The 19,056-nt window shown below is 60.4% G+C and carries 19 protein-coding genes; 4 read left to right on the top strand and 15 right to left on the bottom strand.

Features of this window, described 5'->3' with window-relative positions; genetic code table 11:
- Window positions 1–250 precede the first annotated feature (250 nt).
- Window positions 251–676, bottom strand: coding sequence for a 50S ribosomal protein L31 (gene rpmE, locus ABHR75_RS03510; RefSeq protein ID WP_006235303.1), 426 nt, complete (start codon window positions 674–676; stop codon window positions 251–253).
- Between the two features lie 350 nt (window positions 677–1,026).
- On the opposite strand from rpmE, the gene ABHR75_RS03505 reads away from it, so the two are divergent.
- The 3 genes from ABHR75_RS03505 to ABHR75_RS03495 all read left to right on the top strand — a co-directional run bounded on the left by ABHR75_RS03505 (window position 1,027) and on the right by ABHR75_RS03495 (window position 3,740).
- On the top strand, window positions 1,027–1,314 hold the full coding sequence (locus ABHR75_RS03505) for an ACT domain-containing protein (protein ID WP_006235289.1): 288 nt from the start codon (window positions 1,027–1,029) through the stop codon (window positions 1,312–1,314).
- Between the two features lie 77 nt (window positions 1,315–1,391).
- Window positions 1,392–2,810, top strand: coding sequence for a citrate synthase (locus ABHR75_RS03500; protein ID WP_346963642.1), 1,419 nt, complete (start codon window positions 1,392–1,394; stop codon window positions 2,808–2,810).
- A gap of 87 nt (window positions 2,811–2,897) precedes the next feature.
- Complete coding sequence (locus ABHR75_RS03495) at window positions 2,898–3,740, top strand: Cof-type HAD-IIB family hydrolase (RefSeq protein ID WP_346963641.1); 843 nt, start codon at window positions 2,898–2,900, stop codon at window positions 3,738–3,740.
- A gap of 110 nt (window positions 3,741–3,850) precedes the next feature.
- Here ABHR75_RS03495 and ABHR75_RS03490 read toward each other — a convergent pair whose 3' ends face one another.
- The 4 genes from ABHR75_RS03490 to ABHR75_RS03475 all read right to left on the bottom strand — a co-directional run bounded on the left by ABHR75_RS03490 (window position 3,851) and on the right by ABHR75_RS03475 (window position 10,367).
- On the bottom strand, window positions 3,851–4,645 hold the full coding sequence (locus ABHR75_RS03490) for a Cof-type HAD-IIB family hydrolase (protein ID WP_346963640.1): 795 nt from the start codon (window positions 4,643–4,645) through the stop codon (window positions 3,851–3,853).
- A gap of 206 nt (window positions 4,646–4,851) precedes the next feature.
- Window positions 4,852–6,672: an adenine deaminase gene (locus tag ABHR75_RS03485; RefSeq protein ID WP_215694737.1), complete on the bottom strand. Its 1,821-nt coding sequence runs from the start codon at window positions 6,670–6,672 to the stop codon at window positions 4,852–4,854.
- Window positions 6,673–7,082: 410 nt separating this feature from the next.
- Entirely contained in the window at window positions 7,083–8,294 is a 1,212-nt protein-coding gene (gene tyrS, locus ABHR75_RS03480; protein WP_346963639.1) for a tyrosine--tRNA ligase, read from the bottom strand.
- 96 nt (window positions 8,295–8,390) lie between these two features.
- The gene (locus ABHR75_RS03475; protein WP_346963638.1) at window positions 8,391–10,367 is read right to left on the bottom strand and encodes a U32 family peptidase; all 1,977 of its coding nucleotides are present in this window, start codon (window positions 10,365–10,367) and stop codon (window positions 8,391–8,393) included.
- 161 nt (window positions 10,368–10,528) lie between these two features.
- On the opposite strand from ABHR75_RS03475, the gene ABHR75_RS03470 reads away from it, so the two are divergent.
- Window positions 10,529–12,718: a transglycosylase domain-containing protein gene (locus ABHR75_RS03470; RefSeq protein WP_346963637.1), complete on the top strand. Its 2,190-nt coding sequence runs from the start codon at window positions 10,529–10,531 to the stop codon at window positions 12,716–12,718.
- Between the two features lie 215 nt (window positions 12,719–12,933).
- Here ABHR75_RS03470 and ABHR75_RS03465 read toward each other — a convergent pair whose 3' ends face one another.
- The 10 genes from ABHR75_RS03465 to infA all read right to left on the bottom strand — a co-directional run bounded on the left by ABHR75_RS03465 (window position 12,934) and on the right by infA (window position 18,992).
- Window positions 12,934–13,371, bottom strand: a complete 438-nt coding sequence (locus tag ABHR75_RS03465; RefSeq protein ID WP_022094272.1) for an arginine repressor — start codon at window positions 13,369–13,371, stop codon at window positions 12,934–12,936.
- A gap of 132 nt (window positions 13,372–13,503) precedes the next feature.
- Entirely contained in the window at window positions 13,504–14,580 is a 1,077-nt protein-coding gene (locus ABHR75_RS03460; RefSeq protein WP_346963636.1) for a glycosyltransferase, read from the bottom strand.
- 119 nt (window positions 14,581–14,699) lie between these two features.
- Window positions 14,700–15,524: a tRNA pseudouridine(38-40) synthase TruA gene (gene truA / locus ABHR75_RS03455; RefSeq protein WP_346963635.1), complete on the bottom strand. Its 825-nt coding sequence runs from the start codon at window positions 15,522–15,524 to the stop codon at window positions 14,700–14,702.
- A gap of 92 nt (window positions 15,525–15,616) precedes the next feature.
- A complete protein-coding gene (gene rplQ, locus ABHR75_RS03450; RefSeq protein WP_006235277.1) occupies window positions 15,617–16,084 on the bottom strand; it encodes a 50S ribosomal protein L17 in 468 nt (155 codons plus the stop codon).
- A 30-nt stretch (window positions 16,085–16,114) separates the two neighbouring features.
- Entirely contained in the window at window positions 16,115–17,056 is a 942-nt protein-coding gene (locus ABHR75_RS03445; protein ID WP_346963634.1) for a DNA-directed RNA polymerase subunit alpha, read from the bottom strand.
- 32 nt (window positions 17,057–17,088) lie between these two features.
- Window positions 17,089–17,685: a 30S ribosomal protein S4 gene (gene rpsD / locus ABHR75_RS03440; RefSeq protein ID WP_346963633.1), complete on the bottom strand. Its 597-nt coding sequence runs from the start codon at window positions 17,683–17,685 to the stop codon at window positions 17,089–17,091.
- A 19-nt stretch (window positions 17,686–17,704) separates the two neighbouring features.
- Complete coding sequence (gene rpsK / locus ABHR75_RS03435) at window positions 17,705–18,109, bottom strand: 30S ribosomal protein S11 (RefSeq protein WP_006235274.1); 405 nt, start codon at window positions 18,107–18,109, stop codon at window positions 17,705–17,707.
- Window positions 18,110–18,123: 14 nt separating this feature from the next.
- Window positions 18,124–18,498, bottom strand: coding sequence for a 30S ribosomal protein S13 (rpsM, locus tag ABHR75_RS03430; RefSeq protein ID WP_022094275.1), 375 nt, complete (start codon window positions 18,496–18,498; stop codon window positions 18,124–18,126).
- A 14-nt stretch (window positions 18,499–18,512) separates the two neighbouring features.
- Window positions 18,513–18,626: a 50S ribosomal protein L36 gene (gene rpmJ, locus ABHR75_RS03425; RefSeq protein WP_006363204.1), complete on the bottom strand. Its 114-nt coding sequence runs from the start codon at window positions 18,624–18,626 to the stop codon at window positions 18,513–18,515.
- Window positions 18,627–18,773: 147 nt separating this feature from the next.
- A complete protein-coding gene (infA, locus tag ABHR75_RS03420; RefSeq protein ID WP_035137443.1) occupies window positions 18,774–18,992 on the bottom strand; it encodes a translation initiation factor IF-1 in 219 nt (72 codons plus the stop codon).
- Window positions 18,993–19,056 lie beyond the last annotated feature (64 nt).

Here is a 19,056-nt window from a genome sequence, read left to right as displayed (position 1 = left end):
ATGCGGTCGACCTCAACCGCCACGTAATAACTATGACCAACCTGCCAAAAAGGGACTGGTTTATTTTGGCAGCTTTTATCTGGGAAAACGTTGTCTCTCTGCCATTTGGTGCAAGCTGACCCGCCCCTTACGCACCAACCTGGTGCAATGGGAACGGGTTAGCTTGCACCAATAAAAAGAAAAGGGCCGCGCACCCAAATGGATGCGCGGCCCTTATGCCATGAATGCGAGTGTTTCCGCGGCGAGCTATTTACTCGGCAGCCTCGGTGGTCTCGGCCTCGGCAGCGGCCTCCTCGACGGGAGCCTCTGCGGGAGCCTCGGCGGCCTGCTTGGCAGCCTCCTCGGCAAACTTAGCGGCACGCTTGGCCTTCTCGGCAGCCTTAGCCTCAGCGGCGGCCTTGCGAGCGGCCTCGGCCTCAGCAGCCTTGGCGGCCTTGGCAGCCTTGGCCTCCTCGGCCTTCTTGAGCTGAGCGGCAGCGGCGCCACCGAACTTGTCGGCGAAGCGCTGGACGCGTCCACCGGTGTCGACGAACTTCTGCTGGCCGGTGTAGAACGGGTGGCACTCGTTGCAAAGCTCGACCTTCATCTCGGACACAGTAGCGTGCGTCTTGAAGGTGTTGCCGCAGGAGCACGTCACCGTGCACTCGACATACTGGGGATGGATACCCTGCTTCATGGTAGGACTCCTTATTGGTCAGGCGCTGGTTACCGATCAGCGCATAAGGCGTCTTGGTTTCCGACCAAGACAACAAACTCGGCTATGGTACCACGGCGTCGAGCGTCCCACAAAAGGTTCACGGTCTTTGCACCGGAGCGCACAGGCGCGTCTGCCCGATCGCGGCGCCAACAGGAACCGCCTGACCTGTCCAGGGTGCCAAAAATACATCCCGCGAGACAAGCGCCCCATGTTGCAGACGTGTAACGCCGCAGCAAAGGTGCCTTTTTTTGCGCGGGACAGGTACAATGATGAACACTGTACCGTAGCGGAGCGCCCCCGCGCGCCGCAATCACGCGAAAGGGTTTCCCATGGCCGAGATCTCGTCCTCCCGCATCGTCATCACCGTCCTTGGCAAGAACCGCCCCGGCATTGTCGCCGGCGTCACCCGTGTTCTGGGCGAGGCCAACGTCGACATCCGCGACATCACGCAGTCCATTATCGAGGACATCTTCACCATGACTATGCTGGCCGACACCGCCGAGTCCAAGCTCGACTTCGCCGAGCTGCAGAAGGCCCTGGCCGAGGCAGGCGAGCTTTCGGGCGTCAACGTGTCCATTCAGCGCGAGGACGTTTTTAACTTTATGTACCGCCTGTAGCGAACAAGCCGCTGGGGATAGCCTGACGCGCGCATGCCCATGCAAGTCACCCCGATGCGGCCCGGAGAGGAGCACGCATGGCCTACGACGCCAAGAAAATCTATTACCGCTTCGATGACCACTTGAGCCGCCTGGTTCTGGATTACGAAGCAAGCCGCCAGATTTCGTCTGAGAGCGAAAACCTCTACCACGGCCTGCCGACCGACCCTTATGACGAGGGCCTGTTTGTCGAGCACAATGTCAAGCGCGGCCTGCGCAATGCTGACGGCTCGGGCGTGGTCGCGGGTCTTACCCGCATCTCGGACGTGCACGGCTACAACAAGGTCGACGGTAAGGTCGTGCCCGATCAGGGCAAACTCACGCTTCGTGGCTACAGCATCGAGGATCTGGTCAACAACGCCCAGGCCGAGAACCGCTACGGCTACGAAGAGGTCGCCTACCTGCTCATCACGGGCTCTCTACCCACCAAGGAAGAGCTTGACGGTTTTTGCGGACGCCTGGGTGCTTTTAGGCACCTGAGCGACGAATACGTCCGTGAGTTCCCCATGACCACGGTGTCGTCGAGCATCATGAATGTGCTTCAGCGCGCCGTGCTGCTGCTCTACGCCTTCGATGCCGAGCCCGACGCCATTACACCCGAGCACGAAATCGACGTCGCCATCTCCATGCTCGCCCGTCTCCCCCGTATCGCCGCCTTTGCGCACATGGCATCGGTCGCCAAGCGCCACGGCTCGGAGATGCACGTGCCGCACCCCACGCCCGGCCTCTCCACCGCCGAGACCATCCTACAGGTCCTACGCGGCGGCATGGCGTTCACCCGCGATGAGGCGATGCTGCTCGACGTTATGCTCATGTTGCATGCCGAGCACGGCGGCGGCAACAACTCCACGTTTGCCTGCCGCGTCCTGTCCTCCTCGGCCACCGACCCGTATTCCGCCTACGCCGCGGCTATCGGCTCGCTCAAGGGCCCGCGCCACGGCGGCGCCAACGCCAAGGTCGTGTCCATGCACGAGGACATTCGTGCGCATGTCTCCAATTGGGAGGACGAGGACGAGGTCGCAGCCTACCTGGGCAAGATTCTCGACAAGCAGGCCTTCGACGGCACGGGTCTCATCTACGGCATGGGCCACGCCGTCTACACGCTCAGCGACCCGCGCGCCGAGGTGTGCCGCCGTTACGCGCGCACGCTTGCCGCCAAGAAGGACTTGGGCGAGGAGTTCGCGCTCATCGAGCGCATCGAGCGCCTGGCACCGCAGGTGATGCGCGACCACGGCATGACCAAGCCCATCTGCGCCAACATCGACCTGTACACGGGCTTTATTTACAAAATGCTCGGCGTGCCCGAGACGCTTTTTACGCCGCTGTTCGCCGTCGCCCGCATGGCCGGCTGGTCGGCACACCGCATGGAAGAGCTCTTCTGCGCGCATCGCATCATCCGCCCGGCATACCGTCCGGTGATCGAGCCGCTAGAATACAAGCCGCTCGCCGACCGCTAGAACGCGGACCGTTATAGAACTCGAGCGTGGCCAGGGCATCACCGCCCTCGGCCACGCTTTTTATGCCAGCAGAAAGGGCTGCATCAAATGATTGTGTTTTCCGATATGGATGGAACGCTGTTGACGAGCGATAAGCAGATGAGCGATGCCGCCTGGACGATGCTCGACGAGCTCGCTCGACGCGGGATTGAATTTGTGCCTTGCACGGGACGTCCGCTGTCGGGCATCTTTGAGCCCATCCTCGCCCATCCCGCCGTGCACTATGCCGTCTGTGCCAACGGTGCCAGCGTCTGGCAGCTCGACGACGACGTGCCCACCGACGCCTCACACGCCACGCGCATATTGAGCCGTCCGCTCGATTGCGGCATCGCCCATCGCATCCATCGCATCGCCGCCGGCCACGATGTGACCTTCGATATCTTCGCGGATGGGCAGTGCTTCCTCCCCCGCTCGCTCTACACGCGCCTGGACGAATTCTGCGGCGGCGACCCCCATATCGCAGCCTCGCTCAAGCGCACACGAACACCGATCGACATGGATATCGACAGCAAGATCGACGAGGTCGAGACGCTCGAACGCATCGCCATGTACTGGCACGACCCGGCCGATCGCGACGCCATCGCGTCGGAGCTCGACACGCTCGGAGGCATTGAGGTCACGCGTTCGTACGCCATGAATATCGAGGTCATGGGCGAGGGCGCCACCAAGGGAACGGCCCTCACGTGGCTATGCGAGCACCTGGGCGAGCGTCTCGCCGACGCTTGGGCGTTCGGCGACAACATCAACGACATCCCCATGCTGCAGACAGCGGGCCACGGCATGGCCATGATCAACGGCGAACCCGAAGACCACGAGGCCGCCGACGCCATCACCGAATACGACAACGACCACGACGGCGTCGCCCGCACCATCATGGCCGCCCTCGCCTAGCAGCATCAACCCGGCAGGGTAGCTAAGTAGTCGTTGGGGACACTCCTCGCGGGGCGCCGCAAAGACTGTCCCCGGCTGCCGACAGAAAAGGAACGTCTCCATCTGCCGAATTAGGCGAGACTCTCCAGCACGCGACGGAGCTCCTGCTGAACGGCGTGGTCGCGGTTGCAGCCTACGACGCGATCGGCAACCGCTTTGAGCGCGGGGCGCGCGTTTTCCATCGCGCAGCCCGTGCCGACAAAGCGAATGATCTCGTAGTCGTTCATCGAGTCGCCAAACGCCATGACCTCGTCGCGTCCAATGCCGTAGTGTTCCGCGAGCTGCGCGATGCCCGAGGCCTTCGACACACCGGGCTGCATAGCATCGATCCACGCGTTGCCCGAAGGCGCAAAAGTAAAGAGCTGACCAAGTTCGCGCTGTAGCACGTAGGCGCTGTCCATAACGACACCGTCATCGCAAAAGATACTCGCCTTGATGATATTTACGCTGGGATCGGGCAGCTCCCAAATACGCTCGGCATTGGGAAGGTCCTTATCGACCTCACGCACGAACTTGCACTCGTCATCGAGCAGGAAGGACTTGGTTCGGTCAAAGAGCGCAAGATGCAGATTGGGAAACGTCGCGACTGCTTGGGCGAGCTTTCGAATCGCCAGGTGCGAATACACCTCACGGTCTACCATTTTGCCGTCGGCGTAGACCTGGGCACCGTTAGCGGCGACAAAGTCCATCTTGTCGCGAACGGGCGCAAAGAACTCGCACAGGCGATCGTAGCGGCGACCTGACGATGCGGCAAAATGCACGCCATGCTCGTGTAGCGCCAGAATCAGTTCGTAGGTCTCGGGAGGCACCTGGCTGTTTTCGTCAAGCAACGTGCCGTCCATATCGGATGCAATCAGTTTAAACATGGAAAAGCTCCCTTCGGGCTTGTTGGAATCGAACGTGTATCCAATTCCAACGTACCCAAAGGGAGCTCAGGTAAGACTCCGCGGGCGCAAACGTTACAAGGACCTAGCAAATAGCTCACGCGCGTCAGAGGTCCCACGGTCGCAGCGCCAGGCAACACGTCAAAGAGTGTCGCAGGCGACTAGACGTTTAAGAACGTCCCCGATGACTAGTCGGCGTAGGTGAAGGTTGTGACGTCGAACATGCCCTCGGGGCGGATGCGGAGCGTCGGGATAACCGGCAGGGGCAGGAAGATGATGCCCATGATGGGGTCGAGCGGCGGCTCGATGCCCATGGCGCGCGCCTTGACCATAAAGTCGTCGTGCTGCGCGGCGACATCCTCGGCCGTGCCTTCGCTCATCAGGCCGCCGAGCGCCAGCGGGATGCGCGCCACGACCTCGCCGTTGCGCACCAGTACGTGACCGCCCTGGCCCACGGCCTCGACGGCAGCCATCATATCGGCGGCATTGTCGCCCACCACGCATACGTTGTGCGAGTCGTGACCGATCGTCGAGGCGATGGCACCGCCTGTGATGGTGAAGCCACGCACCCAGCCGCGACCGATATGCTTGCCGACCAGGCCCAGGCCAGCGGGGCCATCGCCGTCGGCGCCCTCGGCCTGCAACGACACGCCGCGGCCATGGCGCTCGATCAGCATAATGCGACGCAGGCCCTCGGCGCTCTCGGGGCGAGCCATACCCGTGATGGCCTTACCCGGCACCACGTCAATCACGGCCTCGCCCGGCTTAAAGGCATAGTCGAATACGTCGAGCGAAAGCTTCGGCAGCTTAACGGAGGCGCGCAGCTCATCGGCAAGGGCCGCAACCTCGGCCATCTCGGGTGCAATCTCGCCCACAAAGGTACCGTCCTGCGCCACCAGGGCACCGGCGGCATATACGCGATGCGGAGCCGTGGCAAACGTCAGGTCATTGAGCACCAGCAGGTCGGCACGCTTGCCCGGGGCGATGGCGCCACGCAGCTCGTGCGGGTCGCGGCAACCGTGGTCCAGGCCAAACGCCTCGGCCGTGGACAGGGACGCCATAGAGATAGCGACCACGGGGTCGATACCGGCCTCAATCGCCACGCGGCAGGCGTTATCGATCATGCCGGTCGCAAGCGCGTCGGAGGGAGCACGGTCGTCAGTCGCAAAGCAGCAACGGCGGGCACGGGCAGGATTCTCCAGCAGCATCGGCGACAGGTTGGCCAGGTCATGGCTGCACGTACCTTCGCGCAGCATCACGTACATGCCGCGAGACAGCTTGTCGAGTGCCTCCTCGGGAATCGTCGACTCATGGTCAGCGATAATACCTGCTGCGGCATAGGCGTTGAGGTCCTTGCCGGCAACGAGCGGCGCGTGACCGTCAACCTGCTTGGACGGCGTCTGGTTGGCAGCGTCGATTCGAGCGCAGGTCTCGGGATCGGCCATAAAGACGCCCGGCAGGTTCATCATCTCGCCCAGGCCAAAGACATCGCCCGGATGCTCGGCAAAAAACGCCTGCATGTCAGCGGCGGTAATCACAGCGCCTGCTTGCTCATCGGGCAGCGCGGGCACGCACGAGGGCATCATGTACTTGATGGAAATGGGCGCGCGACGGCCGTCCTCGATCATAAAGCGCAGGCCGTCCAGGCCGGAAACGTTGGCGATCTCGTGGCTGTCGGCAATGGCAGTGGTGGTACCGCGCGTCGCCGCCATGCGCGCATACTCGGCAGGGCGGATGTTCGAAGACTCGATATGCAAGTGTCCGTCAATAAAACCGGGGGCAAGATAGCGGCCCTGGCAATCGATGACCTCGGCAGCCTCATACGTACCGGCGGCATCGTCGCGACCATCGTAGAGCACACCGACGATCACGCCATCCTTGACGGCAACGCTACCGGGCGCCACGCGCTGGCCGTACACATCGACAATCTGTGCGTTGGCAAACAGCGTGTCAACGGGCACACGACCCTCGGCGGCCTCGATCACAGATCTCATGACCTCAACGGACATACATACTCCTTTAACCGTAGAAAAAAGCTGCGGAGCGGACAGGCCTTCACCGCAGCAAACCAATAGCCATTGTATGCCCAAACGATGGGTCAGCAATACGCCTCCCCGCTTAACGGCACACGCCGCTTGGCGCAATGGGGACAGGCTGCTTTGGGTAGTCGTTGGACGTTCTTAAACGACTAGTCATTCAAGAACGTCCCCAACGACTACCCAACAACTACTAACTGCCGTCCCGACAACAAAAACGCCGCTGTTTTGGCAACGACAGCGAAAACCCGCCAGAGCGAGCAAGGTGCCTTGAAACGAGGCGGCATTGACCTTCTGGTCATGCCGCCGAAGTTGAAAGGCAGATTGCCGCTCTGGCGGGTTTGCAGCGTCGAGTCGTTACGCGGTTTGGTAAAACCGCGTAACTAAATCAACTTAAAGCCCTTGCGCTTGCCCACGGAGAGGGTGTCGCCCAGCTTGAGGGCGCTGGGGTCGATGTTGTAGCTCTTGGGAGCCACGGCCTTGCCGTTGATCTTGACGCCGCCGCCGTCGATGTCGCGACGGGCCTGGCCGGCGCTGGCCGAAAGGCCCAGGTCCTTGAGCAGGCCGGCGAGGTAGATCTGGCCCTCGTCGTTAACAGTCAGCTCAATGTGCTTCTCGGGGAAGTCGGCGAGCTGGCCCTCCTTGAACACGCGGTCGAACTCGGCCTGAGCCTCGTCGCCTGCACCGGCGCCGTGGTAGGTGTCGCACAGGTCGCGGCCCAGAGCGCGCTTGAGCTCATAGGGATCGGCGGAGCCGTCGGCCAGGGCAGCGTCGATCTTGTCGACCTCGGCCGGGGTGAGCGAGCTCGCCAGGCGGTAGTACTTGCCGATCATCTCGTCGGGGATGGACATGGTCTTGCCGAACATATCCTTGGGCGCGTCGGTCAGGCCGATGTAGTTACCGTAGGACTTGGACATCTTACGGACGCCATCGGTGCCCTCGAGCAGCGGCATGGTGAGCGCGATCTGTGGCTCCATGCCCATCTTCTCCATGAGCTCACGGCCGGCAAGCAGGTTGAAGAGCTGGTCGGTGCCGCCCATCTCCACGTCGGCCTTGATCTGCACGGAGTCGAAAGCCTGCATCACGGGGTACAGGAACTCGTGCAGGGCGATCGGCGTCTGGGACTGGTAGCGCTTGGTAAAGTCGTCGCGCTCGAGGATACGGGCGACGGTGAACTTGGAGCACACCTGCAGCAGACCAGCCAGATCCATCGACAAGATCCAGTCACCGTTGTGCACGATGGTGGTCTTCTCGGGATCCAGGATCTTCATGGCCTGGCTCACGTAGGTCTCGGCATTGGCCTCGATTTGCTCCTGCGAAAGCTGCGGACGGGTGGAATTCTTGCCCGAAGGGTCGCCAATCAACGCGGTACCGTTGCCGATGATGAGGGTGACGTTGTGGCCCAGGTCCTGGAACTGACGCATCTTGCGCAGCGGCACGGCGTGGCCCAGGTGCAGGTCGGGGCTGGTGGGATCGACGCCGAGCTTGATGTTGAGGGGCTCGCCCTTCTCAAGCTTCTTGCGAAGGTCGGCCTCGGGGACGATCTGCGCGGCGCCCGAGGTGATGATACGCATTTGCTCGTCAACAGACAGCATTGGGTATCCTCCTTTTGCTATAGCACCCTCGCCGAAAACGGCGGTGCTGGAAGTCCATAAACTCTCTTATGATAACAAACTGACGCGACGCAGCATCTACGACAGGAAAATCCTCGTCCTGCCGCATGCGTCGATGGCAACTGGCAGACGCGTACCGTCACGCTCGACCAGATAGCGCACCTGCCGACGACGCAAGCAGTCGCGGCAACGGACCTGCCCCGTCGCATCGGTGGCGCAGACGCCCTCGGCGGTCAGCAGGCAGTGCTCGCACACCATAAGCTCGGGACAGTCGGCGTCGAACGGACCCAAGACGCCGGGTTCAGCAGCCAGCTCGGCAATACGCTCCCTGTCATTGCTGAGCAACTCGGCAGGCAAGTATACCCACCTCGCGCCAAGCCCGCGCAGCCAGGCAAGCGTGGCCCGATTGGCGCAGAACACCGGCGCCGCCACGTCAAACGTCGTGCCCAGCTCGCGGGCCATCGCCACCTGCCCCAGGTTGCGGCAAACAATACGCCCGGCACGTTGCATAAGCGCTCGAGTCCGCTCGGCGTCGCCTGCGCGGCACACTTCGTCGAGCACCACCGTCGCATCGGACAGATCCCGCTCATCGCGCGGATCCAAATCCATCAGCTCCCAGGCAAAGACCATACGAGCAAAAGCCTCATGCTTTGCCGGCTCCGCCGGTCCCGCCAACTCCGTCGGTACATCGCCATCTGCCAGAACGCCCTCAAACGGCAGTACCTCAACGGACTGCTCAGCAGGCGCGACCGCATCTGCCTCGACCCGCATGCGCTCCAACACCGTTGCCGTCTGCCCCAGCACGCCGGCACTGCGAATCAGATAGGCCTCGCAGCCCGCGTCCACCTTGCGTTTGCAATGCACGACGATGCGCTCTCCCGCAGCGGCATCCACGGGGCAAGGCACCTGTGGCCAGCGCTTGGGCACATCGGGACGCGCGTCGGCACCCGGGTAAAATCGGATTTCGAGCGTATCGCCCGCCGCCACGGCGGCATCAAGCTCAACCGTCACCTCTTCGTGACCCACCGCCACCAAATGGCCCACGCGCACGCCCTGGTTGATCGCGCGCTCAAAGCTCATGAGCTCGGCGCCCGAACGACCCCGCAGATACGCATCGGTAAAGCCGCGGTTGAACGACCTTCCCAGCTCGCGCTCAAGCGCCGGCACCGCATCGGCATCCCATGTGCCGTCGCGCAGCATATCGAGCGCCCGACGCCACACCCTCACCACGTTAAAGACGTAGTCGGGATTCTTCATGCGGCCCTCGATCTTGAGCGATGCCACGCCGGCGGCAACAAGCTCGGGCAGATGCGCGATGCCCAGATAGTCACGCGGACAAAGCAGGCGATCCCCTTCGACAGCGACAACACTCTGCCCCGCCTCGTCCACCAAGTCATAGGATAGACGGCACGGTTGCGTGCAATCACCGCGCATCGCAGAGCGGCCACGTCGAAGGGCAGAGAACCCGCACGCACCCGAGTATCCAATGCAAATAGCGCCGTGACAGAACACCTCGATGGGCACGCCAGTAGCGCAAAGCGTCTCAATTTCCGCCACGCTCAGCTCGCGCGCAGTCGTCACGCGCTCAACGCCCAACTCCTTGGCAGCCAACTGCACGGCACCCTCGCTATGAGCGCCCGCCTGAGTGGACAGGTGAATCTCGACCCCCGGAATCGCCGCACGAAGCGCACAGGCCAGCCCGGCATCGGCCACAATCAACGCATCGGCACCCAACGCATGCGCATACGCCCCCAACGCCACGGCGTCGGCAAGCTCATCATCGAACACGAACACGTTGAGCGTCACGTACACACGCACGCCACGGGCATGGGCCACGGCACAACCGCGCGCGAACTCATCATCGTTAAAGCCATGCGCGCTCACTCGAGCGTTGAATCCGTCCAGCCCCGCATAGATGGCATCGGCACCCGCCGCAATCGCCGCGAGCATCTGGTCGAGCCCGCCAGCAGGCGCCAGCAGTTCGGGCAGCGCCACTCCAGCCGCCGCCAACTCGCTTTCGCATTGTCCGCTCGGTTCCATCGGCCGAATCGCCATCGGTAAACTCCTCACCAAGGTATGCATTCACTCTGAAAAATGCCGTCATCCAGCATACACGAGGCCCCGCGTGCCTCGTTTGGTTTATCGTGTAATAACTTATGTCCATCCTGCCAGGCATAACACCTGCCGCCTGGCACGACATACCTGGAGGTCAATATATGGGTCCTCGCCAACGACAGGGGCGCAGTCGCTCTAAGACGCATGCCCTTCCCATGATCTTGCTCTCGTTTTTGGGCTTTCTGCTTATCGCGGGCGTAGCGTTTGGCATCGGCATGATCGGCAACGTCAACCGCTGGCTGTCCGATCTGCCCGACTACACCGATGCCAACGCGTATCTGGTGAGCGAGCCCACCGACATCGTCGACTGCAACGGCAACACCATTGCGAGTTTCTACACGCAAAACCGCAAGTCCATCACCAAGGACCAAGTGTCCCCGTACGTGCTGCAGGGCACCGTTGACGTTGAGGACGAGCGCTTCTACGAGCACGGCGGCATCGACCTCTGGGGCATTGCACGCGCATCGGTGGCAACCCTCACCGGCGGCCACGAGGGCGCATCGACCATCACCCAGCAGCTGGTTCGCAACACCATCTTGCAGGAGGAACAATTCGACTCGACCATCGAGCGTAAGGTGCGCGAGGCCTATATCGCCATCAAGATGGAGGATATGTACTCCAAAGACGAGATCCTCATGATGTACCTCAACACCATCTACTACGGCCATGGAGCATATGGAATCGAGGCCGCCGCCGAGACCTATCTGTCCAAAACCGCCGCCGACCTCACCCTGAGCGAGGCCGCGCTGCTCATCGGCCTTCCCAACTCGCCCTCGCAGTACGACCCCACGGTTAATCCCGACTTGGCGCTGTCCCGCCGCAATAAGGTTCTGGACAACATGCTGCGTCTGGGCCACATCACGCAGGAAGAGCACGATGCCGCACAGGCTGAGCCCATCACGCTTAACGTGACCGAGATTTCGGGCAGTGGCGTCGATGTGTACTCTCAGCCCTACTTTGTCTCCTACGTTAAACAGCTGCTTGAGCAGGAGTTCTCCACCGACGTGCTCTTTAAGGGCGGTCTGACCGTCAAGACCACCATCGACCCCACCATGCAGCAGGTGGCCGAGGAGGCTGTGCGCTCGCAGCTCGACACGCTTTCGCTCGACGGCCTGGACATGGGCATGGTCGTCGTTGACCCCAAGACCGGCTATATCAAGTGCATGGTAGGCGGCTACGACTACAACGCCGACGAGAATCACGTGAACCACGCTACGGCAAAGCGCCCCGTGGGCTCCACGTTTAAGGCCTTTACGCTGGCAACTGCCATCCAAAACGGTATGAACCCCAACGTCACCCTCAACTGCAACTCGCCGCTCAAGGCCAAGGGCACCACGACCGAGGTGCAAAACTACGGCAACCAGAGCTATGGCAACATCACGCTTAAGCAGGCAACGGCATACTCATCCAACACCGGCTACATTCAGGTGGCCGAAGCCATCGGCAATGACAAGATCATGTCGCTCGTCAAAAAGCTTGGCATCGATCCCGCCAAGGACAATATCGAGGACGTTCCCGTCATGACGCTCGGCACCGGGTCCATCTCACCGCTCGAGATGGCATCTGCCTACGCAACGTTTGCCAACGGTGGCTACTACCGTCAGCCCATCGCCATTACCGAGATCGACTCGCGTACCGGCTCGGTTCTGTACCAGCACACCGACAATCCCACGCAGGTGCTCACCGAAGGCGAGGCTGCCGCGGTTACCGATGTTCTATCCGGCGTCATGCAGGGCAGCGGCACGGGTGCCGCCGGCGCGCTGAACGTCAACCAGCCCTATGCCGGCAAGACGGGCACCACTGACAACACCACCAACCTGTGGTTCTGCGGCTTCACGCCGCAACTGGCATGCGCCCTGTGGACCGGTTATTCCGCAGGCGAGATTCCCATCCAAAAGTACGGTTCGGACCTGCTGGGCGACAGCACCAACCTGCCCGTCTTTAAGAAGTTCATGAACACCGTTCTTGCGGGCACCGAGCGCGAGGAATTCCAGACCGGAACGGCTCCCACGTACAAGAACAATAACGTCTGGAAGTTCTACGGCACAAACAACAAAAAGAAAGACGAAGAGGATAAAGACGAGGAAAAAGAAGAGGAAGAGACCACAACCACCACAACGACAACGACAACCACGACCACTGAAACCCCGGGCGGTAACACCACCGGCGATAGCGGTACGACAGGTGGCGACGGTGGCACGGGTGGCGATGGCGGCACGGGTGGCGACGGTGGCACGCCGACGCCTACCCCCGGTCCTACGCCCACGCCCGACCCCTCTACGGGCCAGTAGGCGCAAAGCGGCATCTGACACCAAGGCGCCCGAGCAGCACGTACGCTGCTCGGGCGCTTCTTTATTTCGACAGATGCCACAAGACGCCACGACGGCCCCGGCTGCAGGACCGATAGAGCAACAGGCACTGGCATGCAAAAGGGCGCTGGCCTTCGTCAACGCCCTCGGCAATTACCTATAGCAACAATCGGCACAGCAGCAGTGCCACGCATCCCCTACTTGTGAGAGTTACTCAGCTTGTTGATGAGCGCTTCAAGGCGTTCGCCGTCCTCGGCCGTCTGCGCAATGACTAAGATCGTGTCGTTGCCGGCAAGCGAGCCAAGCACGTCGGGCAGCTCCGCAGCATCGACCGCTGCGGCAATACCAGAAGCCGTACCGGGCTGTGCCTTGATCATAACCAGATTATCGGTGCGCAGTACGCCGGTAACCAACTCGGAAACCATGCGCTGCAGATGCAGGTCCTCGGCAAGGACATAGATGCCCTCGGGGAGCTTACGCAGTCCCATGTCCGCGATATCGCGCGAAACGGTCGCCTGCGTGCAATCGAAACCCATGGCGCGAAGCTCGTCTACCAAAACGCGCTGCGTACGTACGTCCTTATTGCGAACAATATCTCTGATGGCATCCTGGCGCCCATTGCGTTTTTTGGCCATACAAAACCTCACTCCAAAAGATGGCGGAGACAATCACTTAGTAATTGAATAGTTTAGCGCTATTTGAGGGTTTTAGTGAATAAGAACGCATTTCGAAACAATTCCATGCAATTTATTTCGAAAATCACGCTACTAGACAGTCCGGACGCCCGAACGATTGAAAAAAGCCTCCAGATGCGTATACAACGCACATCGCATAGGCTTGGCACTAGCTATCGAACCATAGAGCAGACCTAGGCCCCGATGATTGCCTTTAAGAGCCGCAACCATCTGACGGGTACGCTGCGCTTCGAGCATATCATGCAAACGGGCCGAACGCTCTATTGAAGATACACCATGGGGGCTCAGACACAAATTTTCGATGCAGGCAACCAGGCCGGCGTAGTAATACCGCTGGCAGACCAGCTTCAACTGATCGCCACCGCCCGCGACGGCAAGCGAGTCGGCAAGCCTGTCGAGCGCCCCGATATCATCAGAAAGCTTGGCAAACATCGTGGGGTCAAACGTCTCCGTAATCGACGGCGCCACTGCATGAAAACGGGCACGGCCACATCCCGAAACGCGCTTTGCCCGCGAAAGCGCGAACGTCAAAAAAGACACCGTGTGAAACGCATCGCCGTGCGCAAGGCACGCCTCAAAGAGGGCGCGATCATACAGCACGCCAGAGGTCTGTCGGATTAAACCACAGGAAACCAATTGGGTCAGGCAAGCCGCCCGGTCCTCATCTTCAGAAACGGATGTCGCGTCCAAAACTCGGGAATGACGTTCGCGGTGAGCATCGTAGCGATCGAGCGAAACAGAGGGAAACACGATGTCAGCAGAAGCGTCGCAGGAGCTTTGGACCATCTGCGAAAGGGACTGCGGCGCAAACCACTCATTGGCATTCATCGCAATGATCTGGGAGCCGCGCGAAGCCGCAAAGCCGGCACGCAGGCAGGCGCCAGGCACTGGGTCCTCAACATCAATCAAATCAATATGAATGTCTCTATCGGCAGCAACTTCGAGCGAATGGCGCACGCCAGCTACCACGCCGCGGCAAACGACGACAATCTGCAAATCGTAGAGGTCTTGGTTCTGGATGCTCTCGAGAGCGCGCATCGTATAACTGGGCGAACCCTCAACAATCAGGATCACCGAAAGTCGCGGATGCGAACCACGTCGAACCAAGTTTTCCGTCCTCTCGACAGCCAGTAACAAACTGCCGTTCATGGTACACCCCGTCATTTAATGCGGATGGTCGCCCGTCGCGATGCACGTCAAGAACAGATGTTGCACACGCCCCGCTCACAGGCACTGCACACAAAGATCGCCGTCAGGCAGCCACTTCCCTAATCGAGCACCACAAGCTCGGCGGGGTCGTAGTCCACGCCCATAAAGGTAAGACCGCATGCGGGCGCCGTAGGACCGGCAGCGGAGCGATCGCAGGCATCAATTACCTCGCGCATCCACTCGGGATCGCGGCGATGCATGCCGATCTCGACAAGGGTGCCCACAATGGTTCGCACCATCGAATGCAAAAACGCATTGCCCTCGATGGTAAACGTGAGGATGTCCTCGCCAAAGGCGACCTCATGGCCAAACTCGGCACGCATTACGCAGCGGTGCGTAGGTTTGCCCACGGCAGAGGCGACCTTGCAAAAGCTCTTAAAGTCCTGCTCGCCCAAAAGCGCAGGGCAGGCGGCCGCCATCGCATCGACGTCGAGGGGATAGCGATGCCACCACACTGCACCGCGTGACAGCACGGGCCGCGCATCACGGTCGGCAATGCGATAGGTGTACGTGCGAGAGCGCGCGTCAAAACGCGCAGAAAAGCCCTTACGAGCCTTGTAGACCTCGTTTATGGCGATATCTTTGCCCAGGAGGGCATCCATAGCCCTCAGCCACCTACGGCGCGTCAAAGCGAGCTCAGCGTCCGTTACGGGCACGCTGATGTATTGGGCCACCGCATGAACGCCGGCATCGGTACGCCCCGCGCACGTCAGATCGATTGGGCGGCGCAGCAACGTCTCGATTGCACGGCGCAGCTCGCCCGCAACCGTCGTCTGGCCCGGCTGCTCGGCAAATCCGCTATAGGAGGAGCCATCGTAGGCCACGCGAAATACAAGGGTGGCGTCGAGCTCGGGGGTCGAATTGAAATCAGACGGCGCAGTCATGGGCGCTCCCAACAAACTAGCAACAGTATTGCGACAAAAAAAGAGGGGTACGCGAACGTACCCCTCGAATATAGCCTATGCAGACAGAATGTCTACTCAGCGGTCTCCTCAGCAGGAGCCTCCTCGACGGCCTCGACCTTCTTGGGAGCAGCGGCCTTCTTGGGGGCCGGAGCAGCCTTCTTGGCCTTAGGCGTGCAAGGCTCGGTGACGAGCTCCATGATAACGATAGGAGCGTTATCGCCCTTACGGTTACCGAGCTTCATGATGCGGGTGTAACCGCCGTTGCGGTCCTGCCACATGCCCTGAGCAGCCTTGTCGAAGATCTCGGCAACGAGCTGCTTATCGCCGAGCTTGGCGATAGCCAGACGACGAGAATGCAGGTCGCCCTTCTTGGCCCAGGTGATGATCGGGTCGACGACCGAACGCAGCGCCTTAGCGCGGGTCTCGGTGGTCTTGATGCGGTCGTTCTCGAAGAGAGCCTTAGCAAGGCTCTTCTTCATGGCCTTGGTGTGGCTCGCATCGGTGCCGAGCTTCAGGCCCTTCTTAACGTTGTGACGCATGGTCTAGTTTCTCCTCAAATATGCGAAGCATTAAGCCTTCAGGCTCAGGCCCATGGACTCAAGCTTGTCCTTCACTTCCTCGATCGACTTAACACCGAAGTTACGGATGTTGAGCAGATCGTTCTCCGAGAACTCAACAAGCTGACGGACCGAGTGAATGCTGGCGCGCTTAAGGCAGTTGTAGGAACGGACGGAAAGGTCCAGATCCTCGATCTGCTTGTCCAGCTCGGCGTTGTCGTTGGTGTCCTCGGGAGCGAAGATCGAAGCCTCCTCCTCGACCTCGGGGGTCTCGGCAAGGTTCATAAAGGCGGCCATATGCTGGTTGATGATATTGGCAGCCTGAACCACGGCGTCGCGCGGGGCGATGGAACCGTTGGTCTCGATCTCGAGGACAAGGCGGTCGTAGTCGGTATGCTGGCCGACACGGCAAGCCTCAACGAGCTTGGCGCAACGGGACACCGGCGAGTACAGCGAGTCGACGTTGATCACACCGATGGGATCGTTGTCACGCTTGTTAGCCTCGCCAGAGACATAGCCGCGGCCATAGCCGATGCGCATGCTCATGGTGAGATGGCCACCCTCGGTGAGCGTAGCAATGTGCTGCTCGGGGTTGACCAGCTCAAACTCGGACGGAATAAAGAAGTCCGCACCGGTGACCTCGCAGGGGCCGTCAACCGAGATGGTGGCGGTCGCCTCGTCGGTCGTGCCGAGAGCCCTGAAGACAAGACCCTTGACATTCAGGACGATGTCGGTGACATCCTCGACCATGTTAGGGATGGTCATGAACTCGTGCTGCGCACCATCGATCTGAATGGCCTCAACGGCGGCACCCTCGAGCGAGGACAGAAGAACACGACGAAGCGAGTTACCCAGCGTATCGCCGTAGCCACGCTCGAGCGGCTCGACGGAGACACGAGCAGAGGTCTCGTTGATCTCTTCGACCTGAACCTGAGGCCTAATGAATTCTGACATGTATTACCTCCAGCCTCAGCAGCCCGGATGGACTACTTAGAGTAGAGCTCGACGATGAGCTGCTCGTTGATATCACCGCTGATCTGCTCACGCGTCGGCAGAGCGAGCACGTTACCAGACAGCTTCTCGATATCGACCTCGAGCCAGCCAGGGACCTCAAAGCGCTCGGAGGAAATCAGGGCCTCCTTGATGGGGAGGAGGTCACGGAACTTCTCGCCGACAGCGACGACGTCGCCGGCCTTGACGCGGTAGGACGGAATGTCCACGCGCTTGCCGTTCACGGTGAAGTGACCGTGACGGACGGACTGACGAGCCTCTTTGCGGGTGCGAGCGAAGCCCAGACGGAAGACGACGTTGTCGAGGCGAGACTCAAGAATGATCATGAGGTTCTCACCGGTGACGCCGTTCATATTACGGGCCTTGTTGAAGTAGCCGTGGAACTGCTTCTCCAGAACGCCATAGATGAACTTGACCTTCTGCTTCTCACGCAGCTGCATGCCGTACTCAGATTCCTTGCGACGGCGCTTGGGCTGACGGATAGATTCCTTCTTGCTGCTGTAACCGAGCTCAGCGGGATCGATCCCGAGCTGACGGCAGCGCTTAAGAACAGGAGTCCTGTCGATTGCCATATTGATACGATCCTTTCAGTTACACGCGGCGACGCTTCTTGGGGCGGCAGCCGTTGTGCGGAATGGGGGTCTTGTCCTGGATGCTCGAGACCTCGAGGCCAGCAGCCTGGAGGGAGCGGATGGCGGTCTCACGACCGGAGCCGGGGCCCTTGACGAAGACGGAAACCTTCTTCATACCGTGCTCCATGGCCTGCTTGGCAGCAGCCTCGGCAGCCATCTGGGCAGCGAACGGCGTGGACTTACGGGAGCCCTTGAAGCCCACCTGGCCAGCCGACTTCCAGGAAATGACGTTGCCCTGGGGATCGGTGATCGAAACGATCGTGTTGTTGAACGTAGAACGAATGTGAGCCTGGCCCACGGAAATGTTCTTACGGTCCGCGCGCTTCAGACGGGCAGCGCGAACGTTCTTCTTAGCAGTAGCCATCTATCTAGCGCTCCTTATTTCTTCTTCTTAGCACCGATCTGACGCTTCGGGCCCTTGCGGGTACGAGCGTTAGTGTGGGTGCGCTGGCCGCGGACCGGGAGGCCCTTGCGGTGACGAAGGCCGCGGTTGCAGCCGATGTCCATAAGGCGCTTGACGTTCTGGTTGCGCTCACGGCGGAGGTCGCCCTCAACCATGATCTGATTCTTATCGATATAATCGCGGATGGCGTTAACCTCATCCTCGGTGAGGTCCTTAACGCGCGTGTCCACGTTAACGTTGCACTCGACGCAAATCTTCGTCGCAGTGGTGCGGCCGATGCCGTAAATGTAGGTCAGACCGATCTCAACGCGCTTCTCACGCGGGAGGTCGACACCATTAATACGGGCCAACGTAGTCTCCTCTCTTAACCCTGACGCTGCTTATGACGGGGGTTCTCGCAAATGACGAGGACCTTGCCGTGGCGCCTAATGATTTTGCACTTATCGCACATCTTCTTGACCGAAGGACGTACCTTCATCGTTCTTCCTTTCGGTAGCGCTCAAACTACTTCCCTACTATCTACTCGCCCAGCCGCAGGCGTTTAAAACTATGGCTGGTCTTCACACGCAAACCGACCGTAGGTTGAGCTAAGCCTGCAGTCGGAAAAGAGCGTGTATGCGTGTCGCTATTTATAGCGATAGGTGATGCGACCGCGGGTCAGGTCGTACGGGGAAAGCTCCACGACAACCCTGTCACCGGGGAGAATGCGGATGTAATTCATTCGGATCTTGCCAGAAATGTTGCACAGAACCGAATGACCGTTCTCGAGCTCAACCTTAAACATGGCGTTGGGCAGCGGCTCCTTTACCGTACCCTCGAGCTCAATTGCGTCTTCCTTCTTCACAAGCAATCATCTTTCTCTAGAAAACGACAGCGATTGAGTATTCTACAACACGCATGCACGCATC

Origin of the sequence: Collinsella aerofaciens (assembly GCF_039752955.1) — a bacterium.
In the GTDB taxonomy this organism is placed as follows: domain Bacteria; phylum Actinomycetota; class Coriobacteriia; order Coriobacteriales; family Coriobacteriaceae; genus Collinsella; species Collinsella aerofaciens_BI.
The sequence above is the reverse complement of the archived record's forward strand: the minus strand, read 5'-3'. Positions and strand labels throughout refer to the sequence as shown.